This is a genomic window from Polaromonas sp. YR568, assembly GCF_943372955.1.
Classification (GTDB): Bacteria; Pseudomonadota; Gammaproteobacteria; order Burkholderiales; family Burkholderiaceae_C; genus Polaromonas.
The window spans coordinates 729,022-754,342 of record NZ_CALSAL010000001.1 but is presented as its reverse complement, the minus strand read 5'-3'; the positions used below and the strand labels follow the sequence as shown (position 1 = coordinate 754,342).

The window sequence follows — 25,321 nt, the reverse complement described above, 5'->3', positions numbered from 1 at the left end:
GTAACAGACCCAAAAAAGAGAGTGCCATGGACGTCAACACATTGCGCATCATCGCCACCCTGCTGAGCTTTGCCACCTTCATCGGCATCCTGCTGTGGGCCTGCTCGCGGCGCAACAGCGCCCGGTTCGAACAGGATGGCCAGATTCCCTTTCTGCAGGACTGAGGCCATGCAAACCTCATTCACCCGCTTCAACCCTTTTTCACAACGCATCGGATACGGCGTATGAGCGATTTCACGGACAACTTCTGGTCCTGGTATGTGGGCGTGCTGACGCTGGTGAGCGTCATCGGCTCGCTGGTCCTGTTGTGGCTCACGGCCCGGCAAAAGCTGCCCGAGCGCAGCGACAACACCACCGGCCATGTGTGGGACGAAGACCTGCGCGAAGCCAACAACCCCATGCCGCGTTGGTGGATGTGGCTTTTTGTGGTGTCGGTGGTGTACTCATTGTTGTACCTCGTGGCCTACCCGGGCCTGGGCGCTTACCCCGGCGAGATGGGCTGGAGCACCCGCAGCGAATACCAGGCCGAGATGAGCAGCGCTGAAAAGGACCTGGCCCCGCTGTACGCCGGCTTCACCGCCAAAAGCCCTGAGCAGCTGGCGGGCGATGCCAATGCCATGGCGGTCGGTGAGCGCCTCTTCATGAACAACTGCGCCCAGTGCCACGGCTCCGACGCACGCGGCAGCAAGGGCTTTCCGAACCTCGCCGATGTCGACTGGCTCTACGGCGGCTCTGCGGACAAGATCAAGGAATCCCTGACGCTGGGCCGCAAGGGGCTGATGCCCCCTATGGCCGCGGCCGTCGGAAGCCCTGACGATGTGAGGAACGTCGCGCAGTATGTGCTGAGCCTTTCCGGCAGCCCGCACGACTCGGTGCGCGCGCAGCTCGGCAAATCGAAGTTCACCGCGTGCGCCGCCTGCCACGGAAACGACGGCAAGGGCAACGCGGCGATGGGCGCGCCCAATCTGGCCGACGACGTCTGGCTGCACGGCTGGGGGGCGCCAGCAATTGTCGAGATGGTCAACAAAGGCAAGGTCAACGAGATGCCCGCCCAGGCCGACAAGCTGACCGAGGCGCAGATTCATGTGCTGACGGCCTATGTCTGGGGCTTGTCGAACAAGGCCCCCGCAGCCAAACCCTGAGGCCGCAGTGACATCTCCCGCTCCGAGAAAAGTCATTCCCATCGTGCCTGTGGCGCCCGTGCCTGCAGGGGGAGGGGAGTCGCTGTATGAGGCGCAGAAAAAGATCTACCCCCGATCCGTCAACGGGGTGTTTGCCCGCTGGCGCTGGGTGTTTGTGGCGCTGACCCAGCTGGTTTTCTATGGCCTGCCCTGGCTCGAATGGGGCCAGCGCCAGGCGGTGCTGTTTGACCTCGGTGCGCGGCGCTTCTACCTGTTTGGCTACGTGCTGTACCCGCAGGACTTCATCTACCTGACGGGCCTGCTGGTGGCCAGTGCCTTGTCGCTGTTCCTGTTCACCGCCATTGCCGGTCGCCTGTGGTGCGGGTTCACCTGCCCGCAGACGGTTTACACCGAAATGTTTCTCTGGATAGAGCGCAAGGTAGAGGGTGATCGCAGCGCCCGATTGCGGCTGGACGGCGCGCCGCTTTCTGCCGGAAAGCTCGGCAAGAAGTGGCTGAAGCACTCCCTCTGGATCAGTGTGGCGATGTGGACCGGCTTTACCTTTGTGGCTTATTTCGTGCCGGTGCGCGAGCTGCTGCAGCAGTTTCTGCAGATGCGAATGGACGGCTGGGAAGTCTTCTGGGTGCTGTTCTATGGCTTTGCCACCTACGGAAACGCCGGCTTTCTGCGCGAGCAGGTCTGCAAGTACATGTGTCCGTATGCACGCTTTCAGAGCGCCATGTTCGACAAGGACACCCTGATCGTCAGCTACGACGCCGAGCGGGGCGAGCCCCGCGGCGGACGCTCGCGCCAGGCCAACCTGGCCGAGCTGTCGCTGGGGGCCTGTGTCGATTGCACCCTGTGCGTACAGGTCTGCCCGACCGGCATCGACATCCGCGAAGGCCTGCAGTACGAATGCATTGGCTGCGCCGCCTGTGTGGACGTGTGCGACGGCGTGATGGACCGGATGGGCTACCCGCGAGGCCTGATCCGCTTCACCACAGAGAACGCCTTGGCCGGCAAGTGGAGCGCCGCGCGCATCTGGCGGCGGGTGCTGCGCCCGCGCATCCTGATCTACAGCGCACTGCTGGGCGTGGTGTGTCTGGCGCTGCTGTGGAGCCTGATGGCACGCGTGCCGCTGAAGGTCGATGTGGTGCGCGACCGCACGGCGCTGTCGCGCATCGTGGCAGGTGGACGGCTGGAAAACGTCTATCGCTTGCAGATCATGAATGCCACCGAGCAGCCGCAGCGCTACCGCATCACAGCGGCCGGGCTGGAGGGCCTCGCGGTCGCCTCAGAGGCCGAGGTGCTGGTCGGCCCGACCGAATCGCGCTGGGTCGCTGTGCGTTTGCAGATTCCCTATGGCTCGGCCGAAGCCGGCTCGCACCCGATCGAGTTCCGCATTGCCGATGAGCCGGGCCATGCGCAGGTCGAAGAGAAATCGGTGTTTCTGGTTCCACGATGAAAGGATGTTCATGACCACCTTGCCAACCCCTTCGATTCCCTGGTGGAAACACGGCCATGTCTGGCTGGTGATTTCCGGCCCGGCGCTGGTGATAGTCGCCAGCGCGGTCACCATCTTCCTGACGCTCAAATACCCGGATACCGTGATTCGCACGCAGCCGGCGCCGCAGGTCGTCAAGTACAGCGCGCCAAGCCGGCCGGTGAGCCATCGGGCACTGGCGCCGGCGCTGGAAGGGCGCAACCACGCGGCGACACCTGATCGGTCATCGCAGCCTCAGCGTCCGTAAGCGGTTCGCAGCTACACCAGCAGACCCATCACGAGAAATACAAGGAGACCCATGATTCCCGCCAAGAAGATTCTGGGTATTGCCTGGCCGGCCTTCCTCTCGGCCTGCCTGCTGCAGGTGCTGCTGTTCGGGCTGTTTGACCCGGAAGAGCTGCAGCGCTTCGGGCAGCCGGTGGGCCTGTCCCGCCTTGGCTTGCAGACAGCTGCCTTCTTTGTGTTCTGGCTGGCGTGTGGGGCATCGAGCGCCATGACCCTGCTGCTGACGGAGACCGAACCGGGCGCCAGGCACAGGCCACCGCCGCCCACGGCAGAGCGCTGATACCACCCGAGGGGCGCCACGCCAGGTGGAAATGTTCGGACGGAAATGAAGAGGCGGACGGTAAGATGAGACTCCACTTCCGCTCGCCCCCCATGTCCCTTTTTCCTCACGTCGGCGATGCCGTGCCGAAACGCAAGCAATCGATGGCGATTGTTCTGGCCGTGATCGCCACCCTGACGTTTCTGGCGGTCACGATACTCGCGTCCCGCCAGGAGGTCGCTTCGCGCCCGCTGCTGTTCATCGTGGTGGCACTCGCTGCCACCAGCTGCGGCATGTCGTGGCTGCTGTTTGTGCGCAACGCGGCCCGCGACCGCGAGGGCAAACAGGCTCTCGAAGGCGCTGATGCCCGGCTGGCTGGTCTGCTCGACTCGGCCATGGACGCCATCATCACCGTCGACAGCGACCAGAACGTCATTCTGTACAACAAGGCCGCCGAGCGGATCTTCGGTTGGCCCACACGCGACATGCTGGGCCAGCCGCTTACGCGCCTGATTCCACAGCGGCACCAAGGGGCGCATGGCGGGCAGGTCAAGCGTTTCGGCCAGACGGGCACGACATCGCGCCGCATGGGCGACGGCACGGTGCTCAATGGCCGCCGATCGAATGGCGAAGAGTTTCCCCTGGAGGCCTCGATCTCGCAGCTCGATACGGCGCACGGCAAGCTGTACACCGTGATCCTGCGCGACGTGACCGAGCGCGTCCGCGCCAGCGAGGAGCTGAGCGCTTTTGCGTCGGCCGCCCACGCCATCCGCGAGAGCGAAAAAACGCGGATTGCGCGCGAGCTGCATGACGAACTGGCCCAGTCGCTGACGGCCATCAAGATGGACGCCACCTGGATTCGCGAGGCCATGCCCCCGGATTCAGACGCGGTGCGCGCCAAGCTGGACGACATGCTGGGCCTGCTCGACACCACGGTTGCCGCCACCCGGCGCATTGCATCTGACCTGCGGCCCTTGCTGCTCGATGACCTCGGCCTGGGGCCAGCGATCCAGTGGCTGACCCACAATTTCAGCCAGCGCCACGGCGTGCCGTGCAAGCTCTCGCTCGATGAGGAAGTCGAGCTGGGCGAGCCTTACGCCACTGCGGTCTTCCGCATTGTTCAGGAATCGCTGGTGAATGTGGCCAAGCATTCGGGCGCCTCACAAGTCGAGGTGCGCATTGCCCGCACTGCCACCGCAGTGGTCCTGGAAGTCAACGACAACGGCGCCGGGTTCTCGCCCGACGCACCCCGCAAGGCGGGATCGCTCGGCCTGATGGGCCTGCGCGAGCGGGCCCGGTTGCTGCAGGGCACGGTGGACATCGACACCGCACCGGGCCGTGGCACGCAGATACGGGTCAGCATCCCGGTTCCGGAAACCGGCGACAGAGGAGAGAGCACATGATCAGGATTGTGATTGCCGACGACCACGCCATCGTGCGGGAAGGGCTCAAGCGCATCGTGTCATCGATTGCCGACATGGAAGTGGCCGGCGAGGCAGGCAACGGCACCGAAGTCATGCAACGTGTGCGTGAACTGGCGTTTGACGTGCTGGTGCTGGACCTGTCCATGCCCGGGCGCAGCGGCATGGAGCTGATCAAGCTGATCCGCAGCGAAAAGCCGCAGCTGCGCATTCTGGTGCTCAGCATGCACCAGGAGCTGCAGTACGCGGTGCGTGCCATCAAGAACGGCGCCAGCGGTTACCTGACCAAGGAAAGCGCGCCAGCCCAACTGGAGCAGGCCCTGCGCAAGGTGGCCTCGGGTGGCGCTTTCATCAGCGCCGAGGTGGCCGAGCAACTGGCACTGGGCGCCATGCCTGGCAATCAGGCGGTTCCCCACGAAAGCCTGTCCAACCGCGAGTTCGAGGTGCTGCAGCTGCTGGTGGCCGGTGTGTCGATGACCGACATCGCCACCCAGCTGAACCTGTCGGTCAAGACCGTCAGCACCCACAAGACCAACCTGATGCAGAAAATGGGCCTGCAGAACCAGAGCGAGCTGATCCGCTACGCGCTCAAGCACGGGTTGACCGAGCCACTTGACCCCTGACCCTGGCCTGCGATTCCCCGGCGTTTGCTGGCCTGGAACCGCAAAAGTGCAGGGCGTTGACAAGGGTCAATACCACCCGCCGGGTGTCTGCCTACAGTCGAGCCATGCACACTCTGAAACGGGGCTGTCGTGGGCAATGAACTCAGACGCTTGCTGGTCCATGCTGACGCTTCGGCGCAATTTGCCCAGCGCCTGGACTTCGCCTGCCGGCTGGCCGCCCAGCACGGCGCGGGCATCACTGCGCTCTATGCGTCACCCTCGACCTTCGAGGCGCCTCCGGTGTCACCGGGTCTCGAGGCCGCTCTGGCGGTGAAGCGCAAGAACGCAGAAGACGCTGCGCTGGCCAAGGCCCGTGCCCTGTTCGAGCAATGCAAGCCGCCAGGGCTGCCTGCTGCGTGGGCAGAGGTTCGCGACTCCGCACTGGCCCCGGCCGTTGCCGAGCAGGCGCTCTATGCCGACCTGCTGGTGCTGGGCCAGCACGATGCGGGGGAGGGCAGGGCCAGCCGTCTGCCGATAGACTTTCCGGAAACCGTGATTGCCCTGAGCGGCAGGCCGGCGGTGGTGCTGCCCTACACCTCGGCCCGACCGGACCTGCCCGCCCATGTCGTGATCGCCTGGAAGCCCACCCGGGCCACCGCGCAGGCGGTGGCGACAGCGCTGCCCATCCTGCGCGATGCGCGCTCGGTCACCGTGCTGAGCTGGGGCGCTGCCGGCGTCACGGCAGACACTGACATGAGCATCACCTCTTACCTCCAGGACCATGGCATTCAGGCGGAATGGCAGCGTGAAAACCTGGAGCCGGACAACCTGGGTGAGGTGCTTCTTTCCCGCGCCTTTGACCTGCATGCCGACCTGCTGGTGATGGGCTGCTATGGCCGGCCCCGGGCACACGAGTGGTTGTTGGGTGGCACCTCGCGCACGGTGCTCGAGCGCATGACCCTGCCGGTCTTCATGGCGCACTGACCGCACATTCATCGGCCAACCGCCACCCGGCAGGCACCCAGACTCGGAATATTCCGAGCCGGTGTCGGAGTGTCCGCGGCCGTAAACCAGCGTAATCCGAGCCAGGATTTCGGCAAAAGCCGATGTTCCGGAATCGCCGCTGGCGCGACAGTAGAGGCATGCAGCACAACGCTTCAGCCCGCCCGACCCCACCGGTCAACCCGCCTACCCAGGTCTTTCTTGCCGATGACTCGGCCCTGAGCCATCGCCGTGTGGCCGAAATGCTCACAGCCCAGGGCATGGTGATCGTGGGCCAGGCCGATACGCCGGAATCAGCTGCCTCCGGCATTCTGGCCACCCGGCCCGATGTGGTGGTTCTGGACGTGCAGCTTGGCCGGGGCACCGGCATGCAGGTCATGAAGTCCGTCCTCAAAGCCCGGCCGGACACCCCTTTCATCGTTCTGAGCCATCACGCCGAGACGGCTTTCCGCACACGCTATCTGGCCGAAGGCGCCACCCGCTTTCTCGACAAATGCAGCGAGTTCCATGAACTGGCCAACGCCGTGATCGGGCTTGTTCAGTCACGTCGCACCAGAACCCCCATTTCATCCCCTCAGACCCAGGAGTCATGATGTCCACTGTCCATTCAATCGCCCATTCAGCTGCCCCATCAGTTGTTCATTCAATTGCCCATGTCACCACTGCAGGTGCAGCAATGGCACCGCTGAAAACCCGTTGCTCTGACTGCAACCTGCGCGACATTTGCCTTCCGTGCGGCATGACACCCGCGGACGTGGACGGACTGGACGGCCTTCACTTCAACCGTGTGAAAGTCAAGGCCGGGCAGACCCTGTACCACGAGGGCCAGACATTCAAGAACATCTACGCGGTTCGCATGGGCACCTTCAAGTCCAGCCTGACGCTGGCCGACGGCCGGGAACAGGTGAGCGGCTTCCAGATGGCCGGCGAGCTGATGGGCCTGGACGGCATTGCCAACGGCGCGCATGCGAGCAACTCCACCGCCCTGGAAGATACCGAGGTCTGCGCGATTCCCTACGACCAGATCAGCCATCTCGCCGCCAGCAGTGCCGACCTGCAAATGGCCGTGGGCCGCCTGATGAGCCGCGAGATCGTCCGCGAGCACAGCCTGATGCTGCTGCTGGGCAGCATGAACGCCGAAGAGCGGCTGGCCGCCTTCCTGATCAACCTGTCACAGCGACTCAAACTGCGCGGTTACTCCAGCACCGAATTCCACCTGCGCATGTCGCGCGCCGAGATCGGCAGCTACCTCGGCATGAAGCTGGAAACCGTGAGCCGCGCGTTCTCTGCATTCCAGCAGCAGGGCGTGCTGGAGGTCGACAAGCGCCATATCCGCATCACCGACATGGCCGCCCTCAAGCGCGTCATCGAGACACGCGTTCACTGAGTATCTGGCGCAGCGCCAGGGCATGCACGGCGCGTGTTGCGGCGCTCGCGACTCGACTATTTGATTTCTGATTTCTGAGAATTTGATCCACGTCAACTCTTGCGGCGCGCCGCAGCGGCAGAGTAGAGGCATCCCATTTCAGAGGCAAGCCATGGCTGCAGTTCTACCCCGCGCACTCCAGCGTTTCGACGTTCCCGGTCCGCGCTACACCTCTTACCCGACAGCCGACCGGTTTGTCGAAGCCTTCACGGCCAGCGATCACATTCAGGCGCTGGACGAGCGGCGTTCGCGGGCTGAATCGTCTGCTGCGCCGCTGTCGCTGTATGTGCACATTCCGTTCTGTGAGTCCCTCTGCTACTACTGCGGGTGCAACAAGATCATTACCAAACAGCATGACCGGGCAACCAGCTATCTGGCGTATCTGGAACGCGAGGTCGAGCTGTACACAGCGCATCTGGGCAAGGGCAGGGCGGTGAGCCAGTTGCACCTGGGGGGTGGCACGCCCACGTTTTTGTCCGATGCTGAGCTGAGCTGGCTGATGGAGATGCTCAGGCGCAACTTCGACATCGTTCCCGGTGCGGAAATGTCCATCGAGGTGGACCCGCGCACCGTCGACCCGAGCCGCCTCTCGGCCATGGACGCGCTGGGTTTCAACCGCCTCAGCTTTGGCGTGCAGGACTTTGACGCCGCCGTCCAGAAGGCGGTGCACCGCATCCAGCCCGCCGAACAGGTGTTTGAGCTGGTGTCGTGGGCGCGGGCGTTGGGCTTTGAATCCATCAATGTGGACCTGATCTACGGCCTGCCCAAACAGACACCCGAGTCCTTTGCCCGCACCATCCGCCAGGTGCAGGAGCTCCGGCCCGACCGCATTGCGCTGTATGCCTATGCGCACCTGCCGGAACGCTTCAAGCCGCAACGCCACATTGCGCTGGCTGACCTGCCCGGCGCCGCCGAAAAGGCCACCATGCTGGCCGACGCGATGACTGGTTTTCAGGACACCGGTTACCGCTACATCGGCATGGACCATTTCGCGCTGGCCAACGATTCGCTGGCCGTGGCCAGCCGGGAAGGCCGTTTACACCGCAACTTTCAGGGCTACAGCACGCAGCCCGACCGCGATCTGGTGGGCTTGGGGGTGTCATCCATCGGGGCCGTTGGCGCCACCTACAGCCAGAACGCCAAAACCCTGGAGGAATACCGCGACCTGCTCGATCAGGGGCGCTTTCCGGTCACGCGCGGCCTGGCGCTCAACCGCGACGACCTGGCCCGCCGGGCGGTGATCATGGCCATCATGTGCCAGGGGCAGGTGTGGTTCGAATCGGTGGAGCTGGCCTGGGTGCTGGACTTCAAGACCTATTTCGCACCTGAAATGGAGCGCCTGCGCGAGCTGGAAAACGACGGACTGGTCGTGCTGTCTGACAGCGGCATCGAGGTCACGCCAGAAGGCCGCTTTGTGCTGCGGGCCGTGGCCATGGTGTTTGACCGTTACCTGCAGACCGACCTCAACCGCAGCCGGTTCTCGCGAATCATCTGAATTCACTCGCCGCCTCACGTGTCTTACGCCCTCACCACCACCGCTTTGCTCATGGGCTTGGCTGGCGGCCCCCACTGCGCGGTGATGTGCGGCGCGGCCTGCGGCGGTTTTCGCCGTGCAAGCCCCGGAAGCACCGGGCACGCGGCGCCGTCACCGCTGCTGTTTCAGGCCGGGCGGCTGGTGGGTTATTCCGCTGCCGGTGCGGCAGCAGCTACCGCCGTGCAAAGCCTGGCGTGGATGACCGAGCAGGCCATCGTCTTCAAACCGGCGTGGGTACTGTTTCACCTGGCCGTGCTTGGCTGGGGCCTGATGCTGGTGGTCACCGCCACCCAGCCCGCCTGGGCCGACCGGGCAGGGCGCTCAGCGTGGTCGCGCGTGGGAGCTGTGGCCGCGTCACGCGGCGGCATGTTTTCGGTGGGCGCCCTTTGGGCCTTCATGCCCTGCAGCCTGCTCTATTCGGCGCTGCTGGTCGCCTCGCTCAGCGGTGGCGCGCTTGAAGGCGCGCTGGCGATGGCGGCTTTTGCGGTGGGCAGCGGCGTTTCGTTGCTGCTGGCGCCGCGCCTGCTGGCCGGTCTGCGGCAGGCCGGCAACAGGCTGAAAGACCAGTTGGGCGTGCGCCTGGCGGGCGGGGTGCTGATGCTGGCCGCCCTGTACGGCCTGTGGGGCGACACCATGCACCGCATTGCGCAGTGGTGCGGCCTGGCGTGATGTGTTTCGGGTTGTCTGCCCGCGCTGTCTGCGCTTTCTGCTTACACCCCGCACTGATTTGCTACCCTCGGAGCAGAACACCGCAACCAAGGAACCACCGCCATGCGCACATCCCGACGATCGACCCTTTGTCTTGCCCTGCTGCTCAGTCTGTCTGGCGGCGTGCTTCAGGCGCAGCAAGCCACTTTTCAGGCTGCATCGCTCACGCCCGACGCAGCGCTGAAGGCCGCTCGTGCCGCGCTGGAGACTTGTCGCAAGAATGGTCATCAGGCCGCTGTGTCGGTCAATGACCGGGCTGGCAACTCGCTGGTCATGCTGCGCGACCGCTTTGCCGGGCCTCATACCGTCGAGACGGCCATCAACAAGGCGTACACGGCCGTCAGTTTCAAGCTCGACACCACCAGTTTTGCGCGGTCCACACAAGCCGGCGAGCCGGCGTCCGGTATTCGGCACCTGCCTCGCGTCGTGGCGATTGGCGGGGGAATACCCATCGAATCAGCGGGCTCCATTGTTGGCGCTATAGGGGTGTCGGGAGCACCAGGAGGCGATGCTGATGACGTGTGTGCCAAAGCGGGCATCGCTGCCATCCGCGATGACCTCGAGTTCTGAAGCGGCTTGATCAAAGGCGCCACGACCTAGTCGCAGCGCCCCGTTGCTCACAGCACTCTTTTGATGTCGGTGTAGTCCCCGCGGGCACGCAAAACGACCTTCACAGGTGATTTGCCCCGGTTGCGCCAGTACCAGCCGTGGTTGCCTGTGAACGCGGCCTCCAGCGTGCCTTCGTCCGAGGCCACACCACGACCTTTTTCGTAGCTGATCGATTTGCCCGGTCCGTCACCGTGGGTGTCGAAATTGACCATGCCGCCCTCGACCACCCACTGGTATTGCGCCTTGGCGCCTTCGGCCATTTTCAGCTTGATCTCTGTGCCTTGCCCTGGCGCCAGGGTGAAGGGCATCTCATCGCGCCACGCGACCTGAGCAGCCGCCGGCTGGGCTGGCGCCGCTGGGGCCGGGGCTACAGCCGTGGGCGAGGGTGCAGTGCTGACGGTGGCGCCAGCCGCTTTTTCGGTGGGCGAACCGGTCTTTAAAGCCGCATCCGCTACGGCTTCTGCCGCAAGCCCTTGCTTGATCGTTCCCATCTCCGTCAGGCGCAGAACCTTGCCGATGCCGGTGGGGTCAACGCCATATTCAGCCGGGAGCACGACGGCCACCAGAAGCACGACGGCCGAAACGGCAGCCAGAAGCGTGGAGCGCACCAGCTGCTTTGAGGAGGGCAGTTCGGCGCGCGAGGGGGTATCACTGTTGTACATGGTCAATATTCCTGGGGTGTTCAAGACACAAAATAGCCAGTGAGCTGCATGCCCACCAGAATGAAGCCCGCGCTCATCATGGCGACGTTGGCTGTGTAGGCGTTACGGACAAAGCTTGGCGTGCGACGCCAGTAACTCATGCCGATCAGGATGACGGCCAGGGCCAGCAGCTGTCCGATCTCAACACCCACGTTGAAGGCGAGCAGGTTGGGCACCAGTCCATCGGGCGAAATCTCGTACTCCTGAATCTTGGTGGCCAGACCGAAGCCGTGGAACAGGCCGAACACCAGGGTCGCGACCTTGGTGTTCGGCTGAAACCCGAGCCAGCGCTGGAAAGCACCGATGTTGTCCAGCGCCTTGTAGACGACGGACAGACCGATGATGGCGTCGATCAGGTAACTGTTGATCCCCACGTTGAAGTAAACGCCGAGGATCATCGTGGTCGAATGACCCAGCGCAAACAGGCTCACGTAGATGGCGATGTGCTGGATCCGGTACAGGAAGAAGATCACGCCGAACAGGAACAGGATGTGGTCGTAGCCCGTCATCATGTGTTTGGCGCCCAGGTACATGAACGGAATCAGGTTGACGCCCGAGATTTCCTGGATGTAACCCTTGTCGCCCTCGGTCACGGCGTGGGCAAAGGCATCTGCGCTGCCCAGGAGCAGGCAGATCAAGGCGACTGAAAGTAAAAGCAGACGGGATGGCCAGCTCGCCCATGGCGAACGTGGCAACCTGTCGTGGACAAGGCTGTGCATGAAGACTCCAGTGGTCTGAATCAATGGGACGCGCTGCTTGACGCAGCGCAAGGATGAGGGGAGGGCAGCAAGCCCCTAGCCCATCGGAGGGCGTTCCAGCCTCGATGCCTGAACCATGTCAATCCATGGCCTCACCACCCCGAACCACACGGGCAGCTGTGGGGTGGCTGAGGGCCACGCGAGAGGCGACGCATGCGCTTTGTCATGCGAATGGTCTGCGCCGTGGTGGGGATGATCAAGCGGCGCCGCCGGACCCGCGATCGTCCACCCGGCGTCGCTTGCTTCATCGGCAGATCCGTGGGCGTCTTCGTGCGAGTGTGAATGTTCGTGTGCCGCGCTCAGCGCAGCGATGCCGTGGGAATTTGTGTTGCCAACCGAAGAGACGAGCGCACCAAACAGGATCACCATCAGAACCAGCCAACGCACGCCCAGCGCGGCGCGGGTGGGGTCTGTGTGGTTCATGGGGCGTGGGGGCATGAAAAGCGCTTGTGCTGGCGTTCGATCACGCGATTATAGTAACCTCCCCGAGGGGATATGAGGAATATGGAAAGACAAGGTCCGCCATGAAACAACCGCATACACATCAAACCCATCCGGCCATCATCAAGCGCCTTCGCCGGGCAGGCGGGCACCTGAGCAGCACCATCGACATGCTGGAGCACGGACGCACCTGCCTGGATGTGGCGCAGCAACTGCAGGCCGTGGAAAAAGCCGTTCAGCAGGCCAAGAAAGCCCTGATTCAGAGCCATCTGGACCACTGCCTGGAAGACCTGGTCGGGCCTCTTGACCCCGCCCGGCGCGATTCACTGGACGAGTTCAGGGAAATCACCCGCTACCTCTGAGCCGCAGGCGCCAGATTGCGTCCGAACAGGCACTACCGGAAACCGACATGCTGGAGATACTCTCCCACCGCACTTACCGCAAGCTGTTTGCCGCTCAGGTGATTGCCCTGATCGGCACCGGGCTGGCTACGGTGGCCTTGGGCTTGCTGGCGTTTGACCTCGCCGGTGACAACGCGGGCATGGTGCTGGGGACAGCGCTGGCGATCAAGATGATGGCCTACGTTGGCATCGCGCCGGTTGCTTCGGCGTTTGCCGAACGCCTTCCGAGACGCACCCTGCTGGTCACCCTTGATCTGGTGAGGGCAGCTGTGGCATTGGCGCTGCCGTTCGTCACGCACATCTGGCAGGTGTACCTGCTGATTTTTGCGCTGCAGGCGGCGTCTGCCGCCTTCACGCCGACTTTTCAGGCCACCATTCCCGATGTGTTGCCGGATGAGAAGGACTACACCAAGGCCCTGTCGCTCTCCCGCCTGGCCTACGACATGGAGAGCCTTGTCAGCCCCATGCTCGCCGCCGCGCTGCTGACAGTCATTGGTTTTCATGATCTGTTTGCCGGGACGGTGGTCGGGTTTCTCGCGTCGGCGGCGCTGGTCATGTCGGTCACCTTGCCAGCGCATCCTTCGCCGCAGCGCCGCGGCATCTACGACCGCACCACACGCGGGCTGCGCATCTACCTCGCCACACCGCGCTTGCGCGGACTGCTGGCCGTCAGTGCAGGCGTCGCAGCAGCAGGCGCCATGGTATTTGTCAACACAGTCGTGATCATTCAGGGTGGCCTGGGCTTGAGCCAGAGCGCGGTCGCCCTGGCTTTGACCAGTTTCGGGGCCGGCTCCATGGTGGCCGCGCTGATCCTGCCTCGCTTGCTGGAGAAACTGGCGGACAGGGCGGTGATGCTTGGCGGAATTGTGGTGATGGTGGTGTGTCTGTTCAGCGGCGCTTTCGTGATCCGGTACGCATCGCTGATGGCTTTGGGGGCCTTGTGGTTTGTGATCGGGCTGGGGTACTCCACAGCCCAGACACCGTCGGGGCGCCTGCTGCGTCGGTCGTCTCATCCCGAGGACCGCCCGGCGCTGTTTGCGGCACAGTTTGCGTTGTCTCACGCCTGCTGGCTGGTGTTTTATCCGCTGGCTGGCTGGTTGGGCACCCACTTTGGCATGACGGTAACGTTCGTCGCGCTGGGCTGCGCGGCGGCTGTATCTGTATGGGTGGCTTTCCTGGTGTGGCCGGCCCATGACCCGGAGGTGATCGAGCATGAACACCCTCGGCAGGCACTGCCCTCCGGGCACACCCATGTTCAGGGTGCCACCGCCACACCTGCCGGCGCACGGCACGCGCATCCTTTTGTGGTGGATGACCATCACCCCAACTGGCCTGATCCCGTCAGGGAACGCTGAGTTGGCCGCCCGGCTGAGTGGCCACTACTAATTGAGAGCGACTGACTCCAGATAGCAGGGCAGGTGGCACGACCAGTGCAGCTCGCGCTCAATGCGCTGGCGCATGGCGTCGGCCGCAGCGGGCTCGCCGTGGGTTATGAAGGTCTGCTTCGGCGCCGCCTTGAAACCGCGCAGCCATCCCATGATTTCGGCCGCATCGGAGTGGGCAGACAGGTCGTCCAGCATTGCCACTTCGGCGCGTATCGGCACATCCTGCCCGTGGATGCGCACCGTGGGGGCGCCACCAGCGATCAGCGCACCGCGCGTGCCACCCGGCTGGAAGCCTGCCAGCAAAATGGTGTTGCGCTTGTCCGGCGCGAAAGCCTTGAGGTGGTGCACCACGCGTCCGCCAGTGGCCATGCCGCTGGCCGCGATGATGACCATGGGCCCGTGCTTGGCGTTGAGCAGCCGCGATTCTTCAGGCGTTCCGACCACATGCGCGGTGTGTGCCATGGCCTCGCACTCGGCAGAGGTCAGCCGCAGTTCCGCCCGGTGCTTCAGATACACCTGCGTGGCATTGGCCGCCATCGGACTGTTGAGATAGATGGGCAGCTTGCGGTCGATGACGCCCTGGGTCTTGAGGACCTGAATGCAGTGCAGCAGGCTTTGCGCGCGTCCGACCGCAAAGGCTGGAATCACGACCACGCCGCCTCGCTTGGCCGTGCGGTTGATCACCTGGCCCAAGGCAAGCAGCGGGTCGGAGTCCTTGTGCAGCCGGTCGCCGTAGGTTGACTCAACGACGAGGTAATCAGCCCCGTCCATCTGCGAGGGCGGTTTGAGCACCAGATCGTTTGGTCGGCCGATATCACCAGAAAACAGGATGGAGCGCGAACCGTTGTCGAGCCGGATGAATGAGGAGCCGACCATGTGGCCGGAAGGCGTCAGGCTGGCATTCAGCCCTGGCGCGGGATGCCAATGCGAGCCCATCGGCACCGGATGCAGCAGCTTGAGGCAGCGCATCGCGTCTTCGCGGGTGTAAAGCGGCAACGCCGGCGCGTGCTTGGAAAAGCCGTGGCGGTTGGCGTATTCAGCTTCTTCTTCCTGCAGGTGGCCCGAGTCCGGCAGCAAGATGCGGCACAGGTCAGCCGTGGCCGGCGTGCAGAACACCTTGCCCTTGAAGCCCTGACGCGCCAGCAAAGGCAGGTAGCCGCTGTGGTCGATGTGGGCATGCGTGAGGATCACCGCGTCAATGCTGGCCGGCGAAACCGGCAGCGCCGCCCAGTTGCGTAACCGCAGCGGCTTGTAGCCCTGGAACAACCCACAATCCACCAGCACGGAAGCTTCGCCGTGCCGGACCAGGTATTTGGAGCCCGTGACGGTGTCAGTGGCACCGAGAAATTGGATTTTCATGCTGCAGTGTAGGCAGAGGAAAAAGCAGGGTGTTTGATTTGGCGCATGGGCGGCGCGGATTGCATTGCCTGTTTAGCTGTGGGGACTGGTCCGGTTAATGGTTAACATAATATACAGAGCTTGGACGCCGCCTCCTTGAGGGCAGAGCGGACAGCCGGGTTTTTGGTGCGCTCCGCGTACTGATCCAGCAGCACCGCCTCAGGGCGCTCACCTAAGGCGTTCGCAACGCTGATCGCCGTATCTTCCTCAAGGGTTGTCATCGGTCGCCCCCTGTAGGTGCTGATGGTGTTCCTGCTGATCCCCAGCTCCTTCGCGGCTTTGTAGTCGCTGTCCCAGCCGCGTGCGGCCTTTACCCGATCAATCCAATCTGCTGCTTTCATGGTGGCACTCCTTAGGGGTTGTTCCTAAGGCGAGAGCATAGTCCTCCCCCTGTGAACGTCAATACGGTGTAGACGTCGAGCGTTCGTAGGCTATTGACGCGTTCGGAGGTTCCGACCTATCATCCGCCCCGTCACCCCGCGAATCCTTCAACTCGTGGCGGGCTGGCACTTTCTACGCGGTGGGCCGGGGTGGCTCCTTCGGGATCGCAGGAAGTGCAGGGCCGCTGAGAAAGTGCCAAACCATGACTAAGACACCCCGATACGTCGCTGTGGCTGATACCGTTCACGGCCCGAAAACCCATGAAGTTCGCTGTGCAGTCGATCTGCTTTCTTACTGCGCTGGCTATTGTTCAACCGGGCATTCTTTTGCTGTCCCAGTACCGGACACCTACCCCGACATTTTTATAAAGCTGGGTGATTTTTCCGATCTGGCCGCAGGTGTGCCAGCATGAAAACCACACTCCGCCTTGCTGACGGCTGCCGTCTGACCATCACCGCCCATCACTCGCTGCAGACCGTGGCAGTGACCAAGTTCTTTCCCATGGCCTCAGAGCCGGCACCGGTGAACCTGTTTATCCCCGCCGACATGGCCGGGGTGTTCGCCCAGGCTGTCGAGCTGGCCGCGCTGAAGTGCCTGACCGGGCCGGCTGCACCCAGCACCGCGCCGCTGCAGGCCGCGCAGGCGTTCGCCTCAGGGCTGCGCTGCCACGATGCTGCCGCCTGCCAACTGGGGCAGAGCGATTGCCCTTCTAAGACAGCCTGCGGAATCCACTGATGGCCCGCCTCGCTGATCCGGTGCTGCCGCTGCAGACCATGAACCGCACCTGTATCGAGGTGCGGGCCGCTGCCGAGGCTGCGAAGCCTGAGGCATTCACCCCCAACGCCGCCGCCTTAGACCACCTGCTGAGGCAGGCCACCGACATGAGGATCGAGCTGCGGCATTCCTATGCGTTCGTGAAGGCCAACCCGCTGCTAAAGCTGCGGTACGAGGAGGCGGGCGCCCAGATCGGCGTGCTGATCGCCACGCTGGCGCGAATGAGGGCCGAGGCATGAACCCCGGGATCATGGTGATCGCCCCTGATGTTCGCGTCACGTTGAACGGCACCGAGGTGCGAATCCGGCGCCATCCCGGCAACGGGCAGGTCTGGTGGCTGGAGTTCTCAGGCGCTGGCGCCAGTGGTCGCATCGAGCTGGAAGGCGTGCACCTGGACGCCCTGGGCGCCGCCATGCGCTCCGCTGCCTCTTTCCCTTTTGCCCCCGCGTCATGAACTCTCGGTATGCACGCGAAATCGATACACCGCAAGGCGTGGCGCGGGTTCCCGGGGTGTCCATCGATCCGGCTGAGTGGCTGCTGCTGCCACCAGCGCCGGGATTCTGCTGCACTGGCATGGTGCACCGGGACACCGGCGAAAGCTATCAGGGCATGAATGCCCGGCTGAATCACGAAAACGAGCTGCGCATCGCCGCCAAGAAGGGCAGGGGATGAACGAGCAGACCGAGAAAGCCCGGGCCAATCTGGTCCGGCGTGACTCCCTCAGGCGGCAAGCCCAGTCGATCCTGCACGTCAACGATGGCCGGCCACACAACAAGCAGCACCGCACGTGCTGGTGTGGCCGGCACGCCGTGAGCGAAGGGCCGCTGCCGGTGATGCGCCGCCTGGACGGCTCCGGCGCCCGGGTCGGCAGCGTCAAGACCTGCGGCAGCGTCTGGGCCTGCCCGGTGTGCGCGTCCAAGGTGGCAGAGCAGCGCCGCAAGGAGCTGACCTACGCCATGGAGCAGCACACGGCAGCCGGTGGCCACGCCTACCTGCTGACCTTCACCTTTCCCCACTACCGTGGCCAGACGCTGGCCGAGCTGATGCTGCCGTTTTCCAAGGCGCGGCAGTCGTTCCAGAACTCCAAGGGCTGGAAAAAAGTGATGGGCAAGGACGGCACCGCTGGCCGGGTCGGCAGCGTCACCTCGCTGGAGTGCACCTACGGCACGGCGAACCACTGGCACCCGCACCTGCATATGCTGGTGTTCTGCGCGCCCGGTGCGTTCGGTGAAGGCGAGGCCGACGAAAAAGGCCGGCTGTCCAGTCCGGCCATCGATTACTTCCGTGGCGAGTGGGTCCGGCTGCTGGAAAAGCGCGGGCTGGTCGACGCGAACAATCGCGAGTGGGCCGGAAAGTACGCGCTGGATGTGAGGGGAGGGAAGGGCGCCGCCGAGTATGTGGCGAAGTGGGGACTGGTCGAGGAGCTGACTCTCTCGCACGCCAAAACCGGCAAGCGGAACACCTGGGGCACGAACGACCACTACACCCCTTTCCAGCTGCTGGAAATTTCTAAGCACGACATGGAAAACGGCGGCGATGGCCACGCCACCATGGCCTTCCGTGAGTTCGTGACCGAGTTCGACGGCAAGCGGATGCTCACGTGGTCGCCCGGGCTGAAAGCGCACTTCGGCATCGAGGACATGGAGGACGAACAGGCGGCAGCCGAGCCTGATCTGCCGCTGAACGATGAGCACCCGATAGGCGTGATAGATCAAGGCCAGCTCACCACGCTGGTGTCACGCGGCGCCTATGGCCGATTCCTCGCGTTCGTTGCCGAGTTCGGCCACCTGGACAACCCGCAACAGCTCATTGATGACTGGATCGCCGCCGCGCAGGCCGTGGGCGGGATCAGGCGCAAGGGAAACATCCTCGTGGATCGTCTGGTGATCGGTGGCAATGGCTACTGGCACGAGGCCGAGGAGATCACAGCTTGAGTTACGGGGGCGAGATAGCGGCGGACCGTTAACCCGCGCGGCGAAGTTCGAAGCATTGAACTCTCGCCTCCACCAAAACCGCGCCGGCCGGCTGCCGGCACCTTCTGGAGAAAAGCAATGGGACGTTTCACAATCCTTCAATCGGTCAAAGCCAAACCCACGCACCCGCGCGGTGGTGACGAACACGGCAACGGCGGCGAAGCTGGCCATGTAAGCCTGATCGACCCGGACGACAACGAAAAAGTCGGTGTCACTTGGGACACTGATGGCAAAACCGAGGCCGTCAAGGTCTCTGACCTGATCGCTCTCTGATCATGGGCCGCACCACCTCTGAAAAGGTCGGTCGCGGCATCTGCCCGAATGCCAGCTGCGCAGAGCCTGTGACCTACCGTAAAAGCGCCGGCGGAATGCTCACCCACAAATGCGACTGCTGCGACTCCAGTGGCTACGCGGAACCCGGTGGCAGCGCCTTCAAGGAGCGCATGGCCAGCATCAAAAACGCCACCCCCGAACCCGACGACAAGACTGCAGCACCACCAGCACCGGGCAGCCGGGCAGCCGGTGGCTTTCAACTGGGGCAGCTATGAAAATCACCCAACGAACCGACGAAGGCGCAGCACCGGCCAGCCCACTGGCCGCGCTGGCCGATCAGGCGCAGGGCCTGCTGCAGCCGCCGGCCGAGACCGGTGGCGATACGCCTGAGGGTGAAGTTACAGCGCCCGGGAAAATGTCGAATGCGCAAGTGCTGATGATGGCCGTGGAGCTGGTGCGCGATACGCTGTGCACCTTCGCCAAAGTCACCAGCCCGAAAACCACCATGGCCAACGAAGTTATGCAGCCGGTGGTGGATGCGAATGCTGCTGTCCTGGACAAATACGGGGTTGATCTGAGCAAAGCAACCGGCGACTACATGACCGAAATCAAAGCCGCGATGGTGACCGTGCCTGTGCTGCTGGCCATCCGATCCGGCCTGTCTGAGGAACTGAAAGCGGCGAAGGCCACCACCACCACCGCACCGGCAGCGGGCGGGCCGGTGGTGCTGTCCGCTGTGCCAGTCGATGGCCAGCAGTAAGGCGCTGGTGCTGGCTGCCTTCGGGGCACGCGGCACCGGCAAAACCGCCTGGGTGAAACAGCAGATCGCAGCCATCAAGCCGCCGCGCCTGATGGTGTGGGACTTCAAGCACGATCCCGCGCTGGCCAGCGTGGGCAAGCCCTTCACCGATCTGGCCGCGTTCATCCGGGCGCTGGAAAAGCCGACATTCCAGGCGCGGTATCTGGTAGACCACCGGGTTGATTTTCATGCGCAGTTTGAGTTGTTCTGTCTCGCCGCATGGGAGGCCGGCCGCGTGCTGATGTTCGTGGATGAACTGCCGGAAGTGACCAAAGCCAACAAGGCGCCGCCGGCGTGGCGCCGGTGCGTGAACATCGGGCGCGATTACCGGCTGGCCGGATCAAAGGATCCTCAGTGGCTGTCCATCATCGGGGCAGGGCAGCGCACCAAGGAGTGCGACAAGTCCTTCATCGGGAATGCTGACGTGCTGCACACCGGCCGCCTTTCCAACGTGCCCGACGCGAAGGAGCTGGCCCAGTCGCTGGGCTGCGATTACCGTGATCTGCTGACGCTGCCTGACCTTCACTGGATCGAGCGCCGCGCCGGCCAGATCGAGCCGACACGCGGAAAACTCACTTTTTCTGCAAAAAAAACCACACCGGCAGCCGCTGGCAAACCTCGCCTAAGGGACGATTCCTAAGGCGGCGAATTTTCTTTTTCTGTTCACCCCGGGCATCTTCGGTGCATTGCTTTTTTCACCACCGAAACCACCCACCGAAAGGCTCGGATCATGAACATGTCAAAAGAGAAACTGATCGCCACCGGCATCGCCCTGGGCATCGCCTACGCGATTCAGAAGTTTGTCCCCAATCAAATGGTCAAAGCCGGCGCCTTCGGTGTCATGGGCGTGATCGTCGCCAAGAACATCCCCTACGTGCAGAACGCGCTGTAAGCCACCGCGCCGTCTGACCACCACCAACAAGGGGAAACTCCATGAATAAGCAAATGATTCTCGACCCGTTCCAGAACGTGGTCGCCACCGGTGTCGCTATCTGCGACATGAACAAATTTCTGGGCACCGTCCTGGAAAAGATCATGCTCACGCTGGGCGGCACCGCGCTGACCCGCGCCATGATCACGCTGATCCAGATCAAGGCCAACGGCAAGGTGATCTGGGAAAGCACCGGCACCAACCTCAACCTGATCACCTGCTACGCCTCGCCGGCAGTGGCAGACGCCACGATCCTGAAAATCGACTTCATGAACCGCAAGGCGCGCACCGTCAACGCCTTCCAGGCGGGCGCCATCGATCTGTCCGCTGCATCGGGTATTACCTCGCTGCGCATGGAAGTGACCATTGCGGGCGCCACCGCTCCGACGCTGGTCGGTGTGGCTGATGTGTCGCCACCAACGGCTGACCCTGCCGAGGCCGGTATCCGTTTCCTGATCGCCCGCAAGCACCGCGCCACCGTCAGCATCGCCGCTGCCGGCACCTTCGCGCTGCCGATCCCCCACATCGATCCGGCCGGTGGCGGTTCCAACTATCGCCGCATCGCCTTCTACTCGGCCAACATGACCGCATTCAAAACGATGCGTGAAGGTGTGACCGAGCACGAGCTGACCAAGGAAGAGAACGAAGCTGCCCAGAAGGACAACGGCCTCACGCCTCAGGCCAATCTGGTGGTGTTCGACCCGGTGCAGGATGGCCAGATCATGGGCCGCACCTGGGACACCCGGCCGGCCTCTGGCGTCAAGAGCGCCCAGTTCTACGGCACCTTCAGCGGCGCCGAGACCATCACCATTGAAACTGACGAACTGATCCCGTTCGGCGCGTACTAACTTTTTCTCACGGGGAGGGGAAACCATGACCTATGAGGAATTGATCGCCGCGCAGGATCGCCAGCGCACGCAGCGCAGCTTCATCTCGCTGCTGTCCGGCGCCCTGGGCGTGCCAGAGCAGTCCTACGCGAACGAGGACAGCTACGCAATCAACCGGCCCGGCCAATACACCACCATCACGCCTTACGGCCAGTCGGTGGAGGGCCAGCCAATCAGCAACCTGCAGAACTTCATGGGCCTCGGCATGTCGCTGCCCATGCTGCTGCTGATCGGCGGCGTGGCTTACCTCGCCCTGAAAAAGTGACATGGCCGCAATGCCCCCGGGCTTCATGCCCTCTCTGTCACTGGGCGGTGCACCGCTGCCGCCGCTTGATCTAGGTTCAAGCGCCCAGTCCTCCGCACGCTCTGATGTGTTCGGAAATAGCTGGTCGCTGGGGTCTGGTGACTGGATCGTGAATCAGGCCGGCAGCGGCACCTCGCTGCAGGGCGCCGCCGCCTCAGTGCCGACGCTGGCCATCATCGCTTTGATCGGGATCGCTGCTGTATGGCTGCTGAAAAAGTAAATGCTGTGCCCTGGGACGCTGATCGCCTCGCTGCCATGCAGCCCGCGCTCGATGTCAGCCCATGGGGGCCGCTGGCCACGGTAGACGAGGCCTATGGCCGCGATGCGCTTTTTGAGTTTGAGAACGACCAGCAGCGCGCACTGATCGTGGTGCGCCCGGTCAACTTCAAGCACGGCCGGCGCCTGGACATTGTGGGCCTTCGATCCGAAGGTGACCGGCTCAGTGCTGCCGCGCTGGATCGCGCCGTGATGGGCCTCGCTGCCCGCTACGACGCCGACCTTCTGGCCATGTGCACTCAAGTGCCACACGTGGCAAAAAGCTGCCTTCGCCACCAGTGGATGGTGACCGGCGCCGTGATGCTCAAGGTGCCGAAATATGTCTGATTCGGAAAGCTCAAGCCAAAGCAGCAACGATACCCAGCAGACTGACAACCGCCGGTCTCTGGCGCAAGGCGCCGTGTCGGTGGAAGCCTACGGCGGCAGCTCGGTGAACGTCACCACGCTGGACGCCGAGGTCGCCAACAACGCAGTCAACAAGACCACCGACGCCGCTGTAAAAAACCTGAATGCCTCGCTGACCTTCGGTGCCGACGCGCTCACCAAGGCCTTTACCTTCGGTGTGGATTCGCAAGCTGCCGCGCTGGCATCGCTGGACAGTCAAGCCAACCTGGTGAAAGACGCCTACGCCGACGCGAAGGGCCGGGGCGCACTCACCGACAAAATTCTGATCGGCGCCATCGCCATGGCCGGCATCGTGGCGTTCACCGCCGTCCGGGGAAAATGATGAACAACAAACAAGTCAAGGTCTACACCTTCACCATCCCAGCCAATGGCGCCTTCCCGCTGCTGGTCATCTCAGATTATTTCCGTATCCAGTCGGCCACCGGGGCGGTGGACGTAAACGGCGACACCTTCGGAACGCTGCCTGATCTGCTGACCGGGCAGGGGCTGGAAAACACGCCGTACAACCGCCTGACCTTTGTGGATAAATCCGGGGCACCCAACACGGTGTCGGTGCTGTGCAGTGGTGACCTGTTTATCGACAATCGCCTTTATGGGGTGGTGACCATCTCCGGCGATATTTCTCTGGCAGCTGCAACGCTGTCGGCTGTCACTGACACGCCCAAAGCCAGAACGCTTGCAAATGTGGCCTTTCAGGGTGGCCGCGTGCAGGCTGCTGGTGCCAATGCGTCAGTTGTCCAGCTGTGGAATCCCACGGCAGGCCAGCGTCTTGTCGTTCGAAATATCACCGCCTCAGTCGGCAGCAACGCATCAATTGAGCTGTTCGCCAGTACGGCAGCAATCGCGGGCGTGGCAACTTACGCAGTGAACAAAAATTTAGGCGGCGCCTTGTCGCTGGCAGAGCTACGAAGTCTGGCAAATGCTGCCGTAGCCGGTACTGTTTTGGCAACGCGCCGCCTACTGGGCAACACCACCGAAGCCTTCGATCTGCTTGAACCGATTGTCTTGGCGCAAAACTCGGGCCTGTGTGTGGCAACGACCGGCTCGGGCATCAACTTAGAAGCTGATTTTGAGTTTTACACCGAAGCCGTATGAACCTCACCCTCGCCGCCGCCACCGTGATCACCGCTGCCGTCTTCATCGGCGTGCGGCGTGCGCAGGGCGGGGCGGTGCTGCCTGACTTCACCGACTACACCAGCGACACCTTCACCGACTACGCCCCCGACGAATCCACCGACCAGCTCGCCACACCGTTTGAGGAAATTTTCGTGAACCTGAACCCCACCACCTACATCCCGGCCGCTGTGCCTGCTGACGTGGCTGCGCAGAACGAAAAAGCCTTTCTCGACATGCTGGCCTATGCCGAGATCGGCCACACCGGCCCGGATGGTTACCGCACCCTGTTCGGTGGCAAGTTGTTCAACTCCTTTGCCGATCACCCCCGGGTGTTCACCCCCTTCACCAATGGCCGAGGCGAACGGCTGATGACCAGCGCCGCCGGCCGGTATCAGTTCTTGTCCAGGACATGGGATGCCCTGCAGCGCCGCCTGCAGCTGCCCGACTTCGGGCCGGAATCGCAGGACCGCGCCGCGCTGGAGCTGGTGCGGGAACGCGGCGCCCTGAACGACGTGCGCGCCGGCCGGCTGCAGGCTGCCGTGGCCAAGGTCGCCCCGATCTGGGCATCCATGCCCGGGGCAGGGTACGCGCAGCCGGAAAAGAAACTCACCACGCTGGTCGCCCAATATCAGGCAGCCGGCGGCAACCTTGAGGCCTGACCCATGAAAACAGCATCCATCCCCCCCACCAATCTGCTGCTGCTGGCCGCGCTCGGCATCGGCGCCTACTGGTTTGCCACGCGCAGCGCCCAGGGCGCCGGCCTGTCCTCTCTGGTCGGTGGCATCCCGCGCCCTGCAGCCACGCCGCTGGGACCTGTCGCCCAGACCTACCAGCGCAACGACTCGGCTCTGTGGAACGCTGTGGGCAAGATCGGCGGCGCCGCCTTCGACAAACTGTTCAACAGCACCACGCCCACGGTGTACCAGCAGCAGAACGCCAGCTACAGCGGCACCGGCTCGGTGTACGACGGCAGCGTCACTGGTGATCCTTACAGCGGCTACAACGACGGCTACGCGGCCAACCTGGCACCGGGCTATGGCTCGATCTACGACTACAGCCAAGAATATTGGTATTGATCCATGAAGGTAGCCCCGGTCTCTGGTGATCTGCTGGTCAAACTGGCGCTGGCCGCTGCGGTGGTCGGTGTCGGTGTGGTGCTGGTGCGCCGCGCCGGGGCCGCGCTGCCCGGCCTGCCTGATCTGCCATCGTTTGATTCGGTGGTGCAGAGCTTCAACCCGGCCAGTGATCAGAACCTCGCTTACACCGGCGTGAATGCCCTGGGCAACGCCATTGTGGACGCCAGCGGGCCCGGGCGCAGTGCTGACGGCTCATGGTCGCTCGGGTACTGGATTTATGACGTCACCCACCCGGCTCCGTTCACCCCCGGGATCAACCCTGCCGCGCCGCTGCCCACCGTGCAGCCCAGCCCGGTGCAGGACGATTTTGGCTCTCCGATTTACCCCTACGCTTGAAAGGCACACCATGGCACTCGCAAAAAGCAAAACCTTCTGGACTGGCGTCGCAGCCATCGCCACCGCCGGCACTGGCTACGCCACCGGCGAATTCACCAGCCCTGAGGCTGTCCAGATCGGGCTGAATGGCCTGCTGGGCATCTTCCTGCGCATGGCCCTGCTCAAGTCCCTGTGA

The 25,321-nt window shown here is 63.5% G+C and carries 40 protein-coding genes; 35 read left to right on the top strand and 5 right to left on the bottom strand.

Annotated elements, in window-relative coordinates:
• Positions 1-26 precede the first annotated feature (26 nt).
• The 13 genes from AAG793_RS03570 to AAG793_RS03510 all read left to right on the top strand — a co-directional run bounded on the left by AAG793_RS03570 (position 27) and on the right by AAG793_RS03510 (position 10,432).
• On the top strand, positions 27-164 hold the full coding sequence (locus tag AAG793_RS03570; protein WP_341904107.1) for a CcoQ/FixQ family Cbb3-type cytochrome c oxidase assembly chaperone: 138 nt from the start codon (positions 27-29) through the stop codon (positions 162-164).
• Between the two features lie 60 nt (positions 165-224).
• Entirely contained in the window at positions 225-1,142 is a 918-nt protein-coding gene (gene ccoP / locus AAG793_RS03565; protein ID WP_341904104.1) for a cytochrome-c oxidase, cbb3-type subunit III, read from the top strand.
• Positions 1,143-1,149: 7 nt separating this feature from the next.
• Complete coding sequence (ccoG, locus tag AAG793_RS03560) at positions 1,150-2,586, top strand: cytochrome c oxidase accessory protein CcoG (protein ID WP_341904102.1); 1,437 nt, start codon at positions 1,150-1,152, stop codon at positions 2,584-2,586.
• A 10-nt stretch (positions 2,587-2,596) separates the two neighbouring features.
• Positions 2,597-2,872, top strand: a complete 276-nt coding sequence (locus AAG793_RS03555) for a nitrogen fixation protein FixH (RefSeq protein ID WP_341904099.1) — start codon at positions 2,597-2,599, stop codon at positions 2,870-2,872.
• 51 nt (positions 2,873-2,923) lie between these two features.
• On the top strand, positions 2,924-3,190 hold the full coding sequence (locus tag AAG793_RS03550) for a hypothetical protein (RefSeq protein ID WP_341904098.1): 267 nt from the start codon (positions 2,924-2,926) through the stop codon (positions 3,188-3,190).
• Between the two features lie 92 nt (positions 3,191-3,282).
• Positions 3,283-4,572, top strand: a complete 1,290-nt coding sequence (locus AAG793_RS03545; protein WP_341904096.1) for a PAS domain-containing sensor histidine kinase — start codon at positions 3,283-3,285, stop codon at positions 4,570-4,572.
• Positions 4,569-5,213 carry a response regulator transcription factor gene (locus AAG793_RS03540; RefSeq protein WP_341904092.1) on the top strand — a complete coding sequence of 215 codons (645 nt, stop codon included), beginning with the start codon at positions 4,569-4,571 and terminating at the stop codon, positions 5,211-5,213. Before AAG793_RS03545 ends, AAG793_RS03540 begins: the two co-directional genes overlap by 4 nt.
• 150 nt (positions 5,214-5,363) lie before the next feature.
• Positions 5,364-6,176, top strand: a complete 813-nt coding sequence (locus AAG793_RS03535; RefSeq protein WP_341904087.1) for a universal stress protein — start codon at positions 5,364-5,366, stop codon at positions 6,174-6,176.
• Positions 6,177-6,334: 158 nt separating this feature from the next.
• The gene (locus tag AAG793_RS03530) at positions 6,335-6,787 is read left to right on the top strand and encodes a response regulator transcription factor (protein WP_341904084.1); all 453 of its coding nucleotides are present in this window, start codon (positions 6,335-6,337) and stop codon (positions 6,785-6,787) included.
• Between the two features lie 146 nt (positions 6,788-6,933).
• Positions 6,934-7,581, top strand: coding sequence for a helix-turn-helix domain-containing protein (locus AAG793_RS03525; protein WP_341904081.1), 648 nt, complete (start codon positions 6,934-6,936; stop codon positions 7,579-7,581).
• 151 nt (positions 7,582-7,732) lie between these two features.
• Positions 7,733-9,115: an oxygen-independent coproporphyrinogen III oxidase gene (gene hemN / locus AAG793_RS03520; RefSeq protein WP_341904078.1), complete on the top strand. Its 1,383-nt coding sequence runs from the start codon at positions 7,733-7,735 to the stop codon at positions 9,113-9,115.
• A gap of 18 nt (positions 9,116-9,133) precedes the next feature.
• Positions 9,134-9,823, top strand: coding sequence for a sulfite exporter TauE/SafE family protein (locus AAG793_RS03515; RefSeq protein WP_341904075.1), 690 nt, complete (start codon positions 9,134-9,136; stop codon positions 9,821-9,823).
• Between the two features lie 102 nt (positions 9,824-9,925).
• The gene (locus AAG793_RS03510) at positions 9,926-10,432 is read left to right on the top strand and encodes a heme-binding protein (protein WP_341904072.1); all 507 of its coding nucleotides are present in this window, start codon (positions 9,926-9,928) and stop codon (positions 10,430-10,432) included.
• Positions 10,433-10,479: 47 nt separating this feature from the next.
• On the opposite strand, the gene AAG793_RS03505 is transcribed toward AAG793_RS03510, so the two are convergent.
• The 3 genes from AAG793_RS03505 to AAG793_RS03495 form a co-directional block, all read right to left on the bottom strand.
• Positions 10,480-11,133 carry a transmembrane anchor protein gene (locus tag AAG793_RS03505; RefSeq protein WP_341904069.1) on the bottom strand — a complete coding sequence of 218 codons (654 nt, stop codon included), beginning with the start codon at positions 11,131-11,133 and terminating at the stop codon, positions 10,480-10,482.
• Between the two features lie 20 nt (positions 11,134-11,153).
• Entirely contained in the window at positions 11,154-11,891 is a 738-nt protein-coding gene (locus tag AAG793_RS03500) for a HupE/UreJ family protein (RefSeq protein WP_341904066.1), read from the bottom strand.
• A 75-nt stretch (positions 11,892-11,966) separates the two neighbouring features.
• Positions 11,967-12,353, bottom strand: a complete 387-nt coding sequence (locus AAG793_RS03495) for a hypothetical protein (RefSeq protein WP_341904063.1) — start codon at positions 12,351-12,353, stop codon at positions 11,967-11,969.
• 101 nt (positions 12,354-12,454) lie between these two features.
• On the opposite strand from AAG793_RS03495, the gene AAG793_RS03490 reads away from it, so the two are divergent.
• Positions 12,455-12,733, top strand: coding sequence for a metal-sensing transcriptional repressor (locus AAG793_RS03490; protein WP_341904061.1), 279 nt, complete (start codon positions 12,455-12,457; stop codon positions 12,731-12,733).
• Positions 12,734-12,780: 47 nt separating this feature from the next.
• On the top strand, positions 12,781-14,127 hold the full coding sequence (locus tag AAG793_RS03485; RefSeq protein WP_341904058.1) for an MFS transporter: 1,347 nt from the start codon (positions 12,781-12,783) through the stop codon (positions 14,125-14,127).
• 27 nt (positions 14,128-14,154) lie between these two features.
• Here the strand turns inward: AAG793_RS03485 and AAG793_RS03480 are convergent, their stop codons facing one another.
• Both AAG793_RS03480 and AAG793_RS03475 read right to left on the bottom strand, forming a co-directional pair.
• A complete protein-coding gene (locus AAG793_RS03480; RefSeq protein ID WP_341904056.1) occupies positions 14,155-15,516 on the bottom strand; it encodes an MBL fold metallo-hydrolase in 1,362 nt (453 codons plus the stop codon).
• A gap of 101 nt (positions 15,517-15,617) precedes the next feature.
• Entirely contained in the window at positions 15,618-15,896 is a 279-nt protein-coding gene (locus tag AAG793_RS03475; RefSeq protein WP_341904053.1) for a hypothetical protein, read from the bottom strand.
• A gap of 448 nt (positions 15,897-16,344) precedes the next feature.
• Here AAG793_RS03475 and AAG793_RS03470 point away from each other — a divergent pair, with 448 nt between their 5' ends.
• The 20 genes from AAG793_RS03470 to AAG793_RS03375 all read left to right on the top strand — a co-directional run bounded on the left by AAG793_RS03470 (position 16,345) and on the right by AAG793_RS03375 (position 25,321).
• The gene (locus AAG793_RS03470; protein WP_341904051.1) at positions 16,345-16,671 is read left to right on the top strand and encodes a hypothetical protein; all 327 of its coding nucleotides are present in this window, start codon (positions 16,345-16,347) and stop codon (positions 16,669-16,671) included.
• A complete protein-coding gene (locus AAG793_RS03465; RefSeq protein WP_341904049.1) occupies positions 16,671-16,949 on the top strand; it encodes a hypothetical protein in 279 nt (92 codons plus the stop codon). Before AAG793_RS03470 ends, AAG793_RS03465 begins: the two co-directional genes overlap by 1 nt.
• Positions 16,946-17,164 carry a hypothetical protein gene (locus AAG793_RS03460; RefSeq protein WP_341904046.1) on the top strand — a complete coding sequence of 73 codons (219 nt, stop codon included), beginning with the start codon at positions 16,946-16,948 and terminating at the stop codon, positions 17,162-17,164. The genes AAG793_RS03465 and AAG793_RS03460 overlap by 4 nt, the downstream gene beginning before the upstream one ends.
• The gene (locus tag AAG793_RS03455; protein ID WP_341904044.1) at positions 17,161-17,382 is read left to right on the top strand and encodes a hypothetical protein; all 222 of its coding nucleotides are present in this window, start codon (positions 17,161-17,163) and stop codon (positions 17,380-17,382) included. Before AAG793_RS03460 ends, AAG793_RS03455 begins: the two co-directional genes overlap by 4 nt.
• Positions 17,379-18,644, top strand: a complete 1,266-nt coding sequence (locus AAG793_RS03450) for a protein rep (RefSeq protein WP_341904042.1) — start codon at positions 17,379-17,381, stop codon at positions 18,642-18,644. Before AAG793_RS03455 ends, AAG793_RS03450 begins: the two co-directional genes overlap by 4 nt.
• A gap of 117 nt (positions 18,645-18,761) precedes the next feature.
• The gene (locus tag AAG793_RS03445) at positions 18,762-18,956 is read left to right on the top strand and encodes a hypothetical protein (protein ID WP_341904038.1); all 195 of its coding nucleotides are present in this window, start codon (positions 18,762-18,764) and stop codon (positions 18,954-18,956) included.
• Between the two features lie 2 nt (positions 18,957-18,958).
• Positions 18,959-19,231, top strand: a complete 273-nt coding sequence (locus AAG793_RS03440) for a hypothetical protein (protein ID WP_341904036.1) — start codon at positions 18,959-18,961, stop codon at positions 19,229-19,231.
• Entirely contained in the window at positions 19,228-19,716 is a 489-nt protein-coding gene (locus tag AAG793_RS03435) for a hypothetical protein (protein WP_341904034.1), read from the top strand. Before AAG793_RS03440 ends, AAG793_RS03435 begins: the two co-directional genes overlap by 4 nt.
• Positions 19,703-20,395 (top strand): hypothetical protein, encoded by a 693-nt coding sequence (locus AAG793_RS03430; RefSeq protein ID WP_341904031.1) that lies wholly within the window; start codon positions 19,703-19,705, stop codon positions 20,393-20,395. The genes AAG793_RS03435 and AAG793_RS03430 overlap by 14 nt, the downstream gene beginning before the upstream one ends.
• A gap of 90 nt (positions 20,396-20,485) precedes the next feature.
• Positions 20,486-20,647, top strand: coding sequence for a hypothetical protein (locus AAG793_RS03425; RefSeq protein ID WP_341904028.1), 162 nt, complete (start codon positions 20,486-20,488; stop codon positions 20,645-20,647).
• Between the two features lie 41 nt (positions 20,648-20,688).
• On the top strand, positions 20,689-21,534 hold the full coding sequence (locus AAG793_RS03420) for a major capsid protein P2 (RefSeq protein WP_341904025.1): 846 nt from the start codon (positions 20,689-20,691) through the stop codon (positions 21,532-21,534).
• 25 nt (positions 21,535-21,559) lie between these two features.
• Positions 21,560-21,838 carry a hypothetical protein gene (locus tag AAG793_RS03415; protein ID WP_341904022.1) on the top strand — a complete coding sequence of 93 codons (279 nt, stop codon included), beginning with the start codon at positions 21,560-21,562 and terminating at the stop codon, positions 21,836-21,838.
• A 1-nt stretch (position 21,839) separates the two neighbouring features.
• A complete protein-coding gene (locus tag AAG793_RS03410; RefSeq protein WP_341904020.1) occupies positions 21,840-22,097 on the top strand; it encodes a hypothetical protein in 258 nt (85 codons plus the stop codon).
• Positions 22,079-22,480, top strand: coding sequence for a hypothetical protein (locus AAG793_RS03405; protein WP_341904017.1), 402 nt, complete (start codon positions 22,079-22,081; stop codon positions 22,478-22,480). Before AAG793_RS03410 ends, AAG793_RS03405 begins: the two co-directional genes overlap by 19 nt.
• Entirely contained in the window at positions 22,473-22,880 is a 408-nt protein-coding gene (locus AAG793_RS03400) for a hypothetical protein (RefSeq protein ID WP_341904014.1), read from the top strand. The genes AAG793_RS03405 and AAG793_RS03400 overlap by 8 nt, the downstream gene beginning before the upstream one ends.
• Complete coding sequence (locus tag AAG793_RS03395; protein ID WP_341904012.1) at positions 22,880-23,653, top strand: hypothetical protein; 774 nt, start codon at positions 22,880-22,882, stop codon at positions 23,651-23,653. Before AAG793_RS03400 ends, AAG793_RS03395 begins: the two co-directional genes overlap by 1 nt.
• Positions 23,650-24,333 (top strand): glycoside hydrolase family 104 protein, encoded by a 684-nt coding sequence (locus tag AAG793_RS03390; protein ID WP_341904010.1) that lies wholly within the window; start codon positions 23,650-23,652, stop codon positions 24,331-24,333. Before AAG793_RS03395 ends, AAG793_RS03390 begins: the two co-directional genes overlap by 4 nt.
• A gap of 3 nt (positions 24,334-24,336) precedes the next feature.
• Positions 24,337-24,750 carry a hypothetical protein gene (locus AAG793_RS03385; protein ID WP_341904007.1) on the top strand — a complete coding sequence of 138 codons (414 nt, stop codon included), beginning with the start codon at positions 24,337-24,339 and terminating at the stop codon, positions 24,748-24,750.
• A 3-nt stretch (positions 24,751-24,753) separates the two neighbouring features.
• Positions 24,754-25,146 (top strand): hypothetical protein, encoded by a 393-nt coding sequence (locus tag AAG793_RS03380; protein WP_341904003.1) that lies wholly within the window; start codon positions 24,754-24,756, stop codon positions 25,144-25,146.
• 10 nt (positions 25,147-25,156) lie between these two features.
• Positions 25,157-25,321 carry a hypothetical protein gene (locus AAG793_RS03375; RefSeq protein WP_341904001.1) on the top strand — a complete coding sequence of 55 codons (165 nt, stop codon included), beginning with the start codon at positions 25,157-25,159 and terminating at the stop codon, positions 25,319-25,321.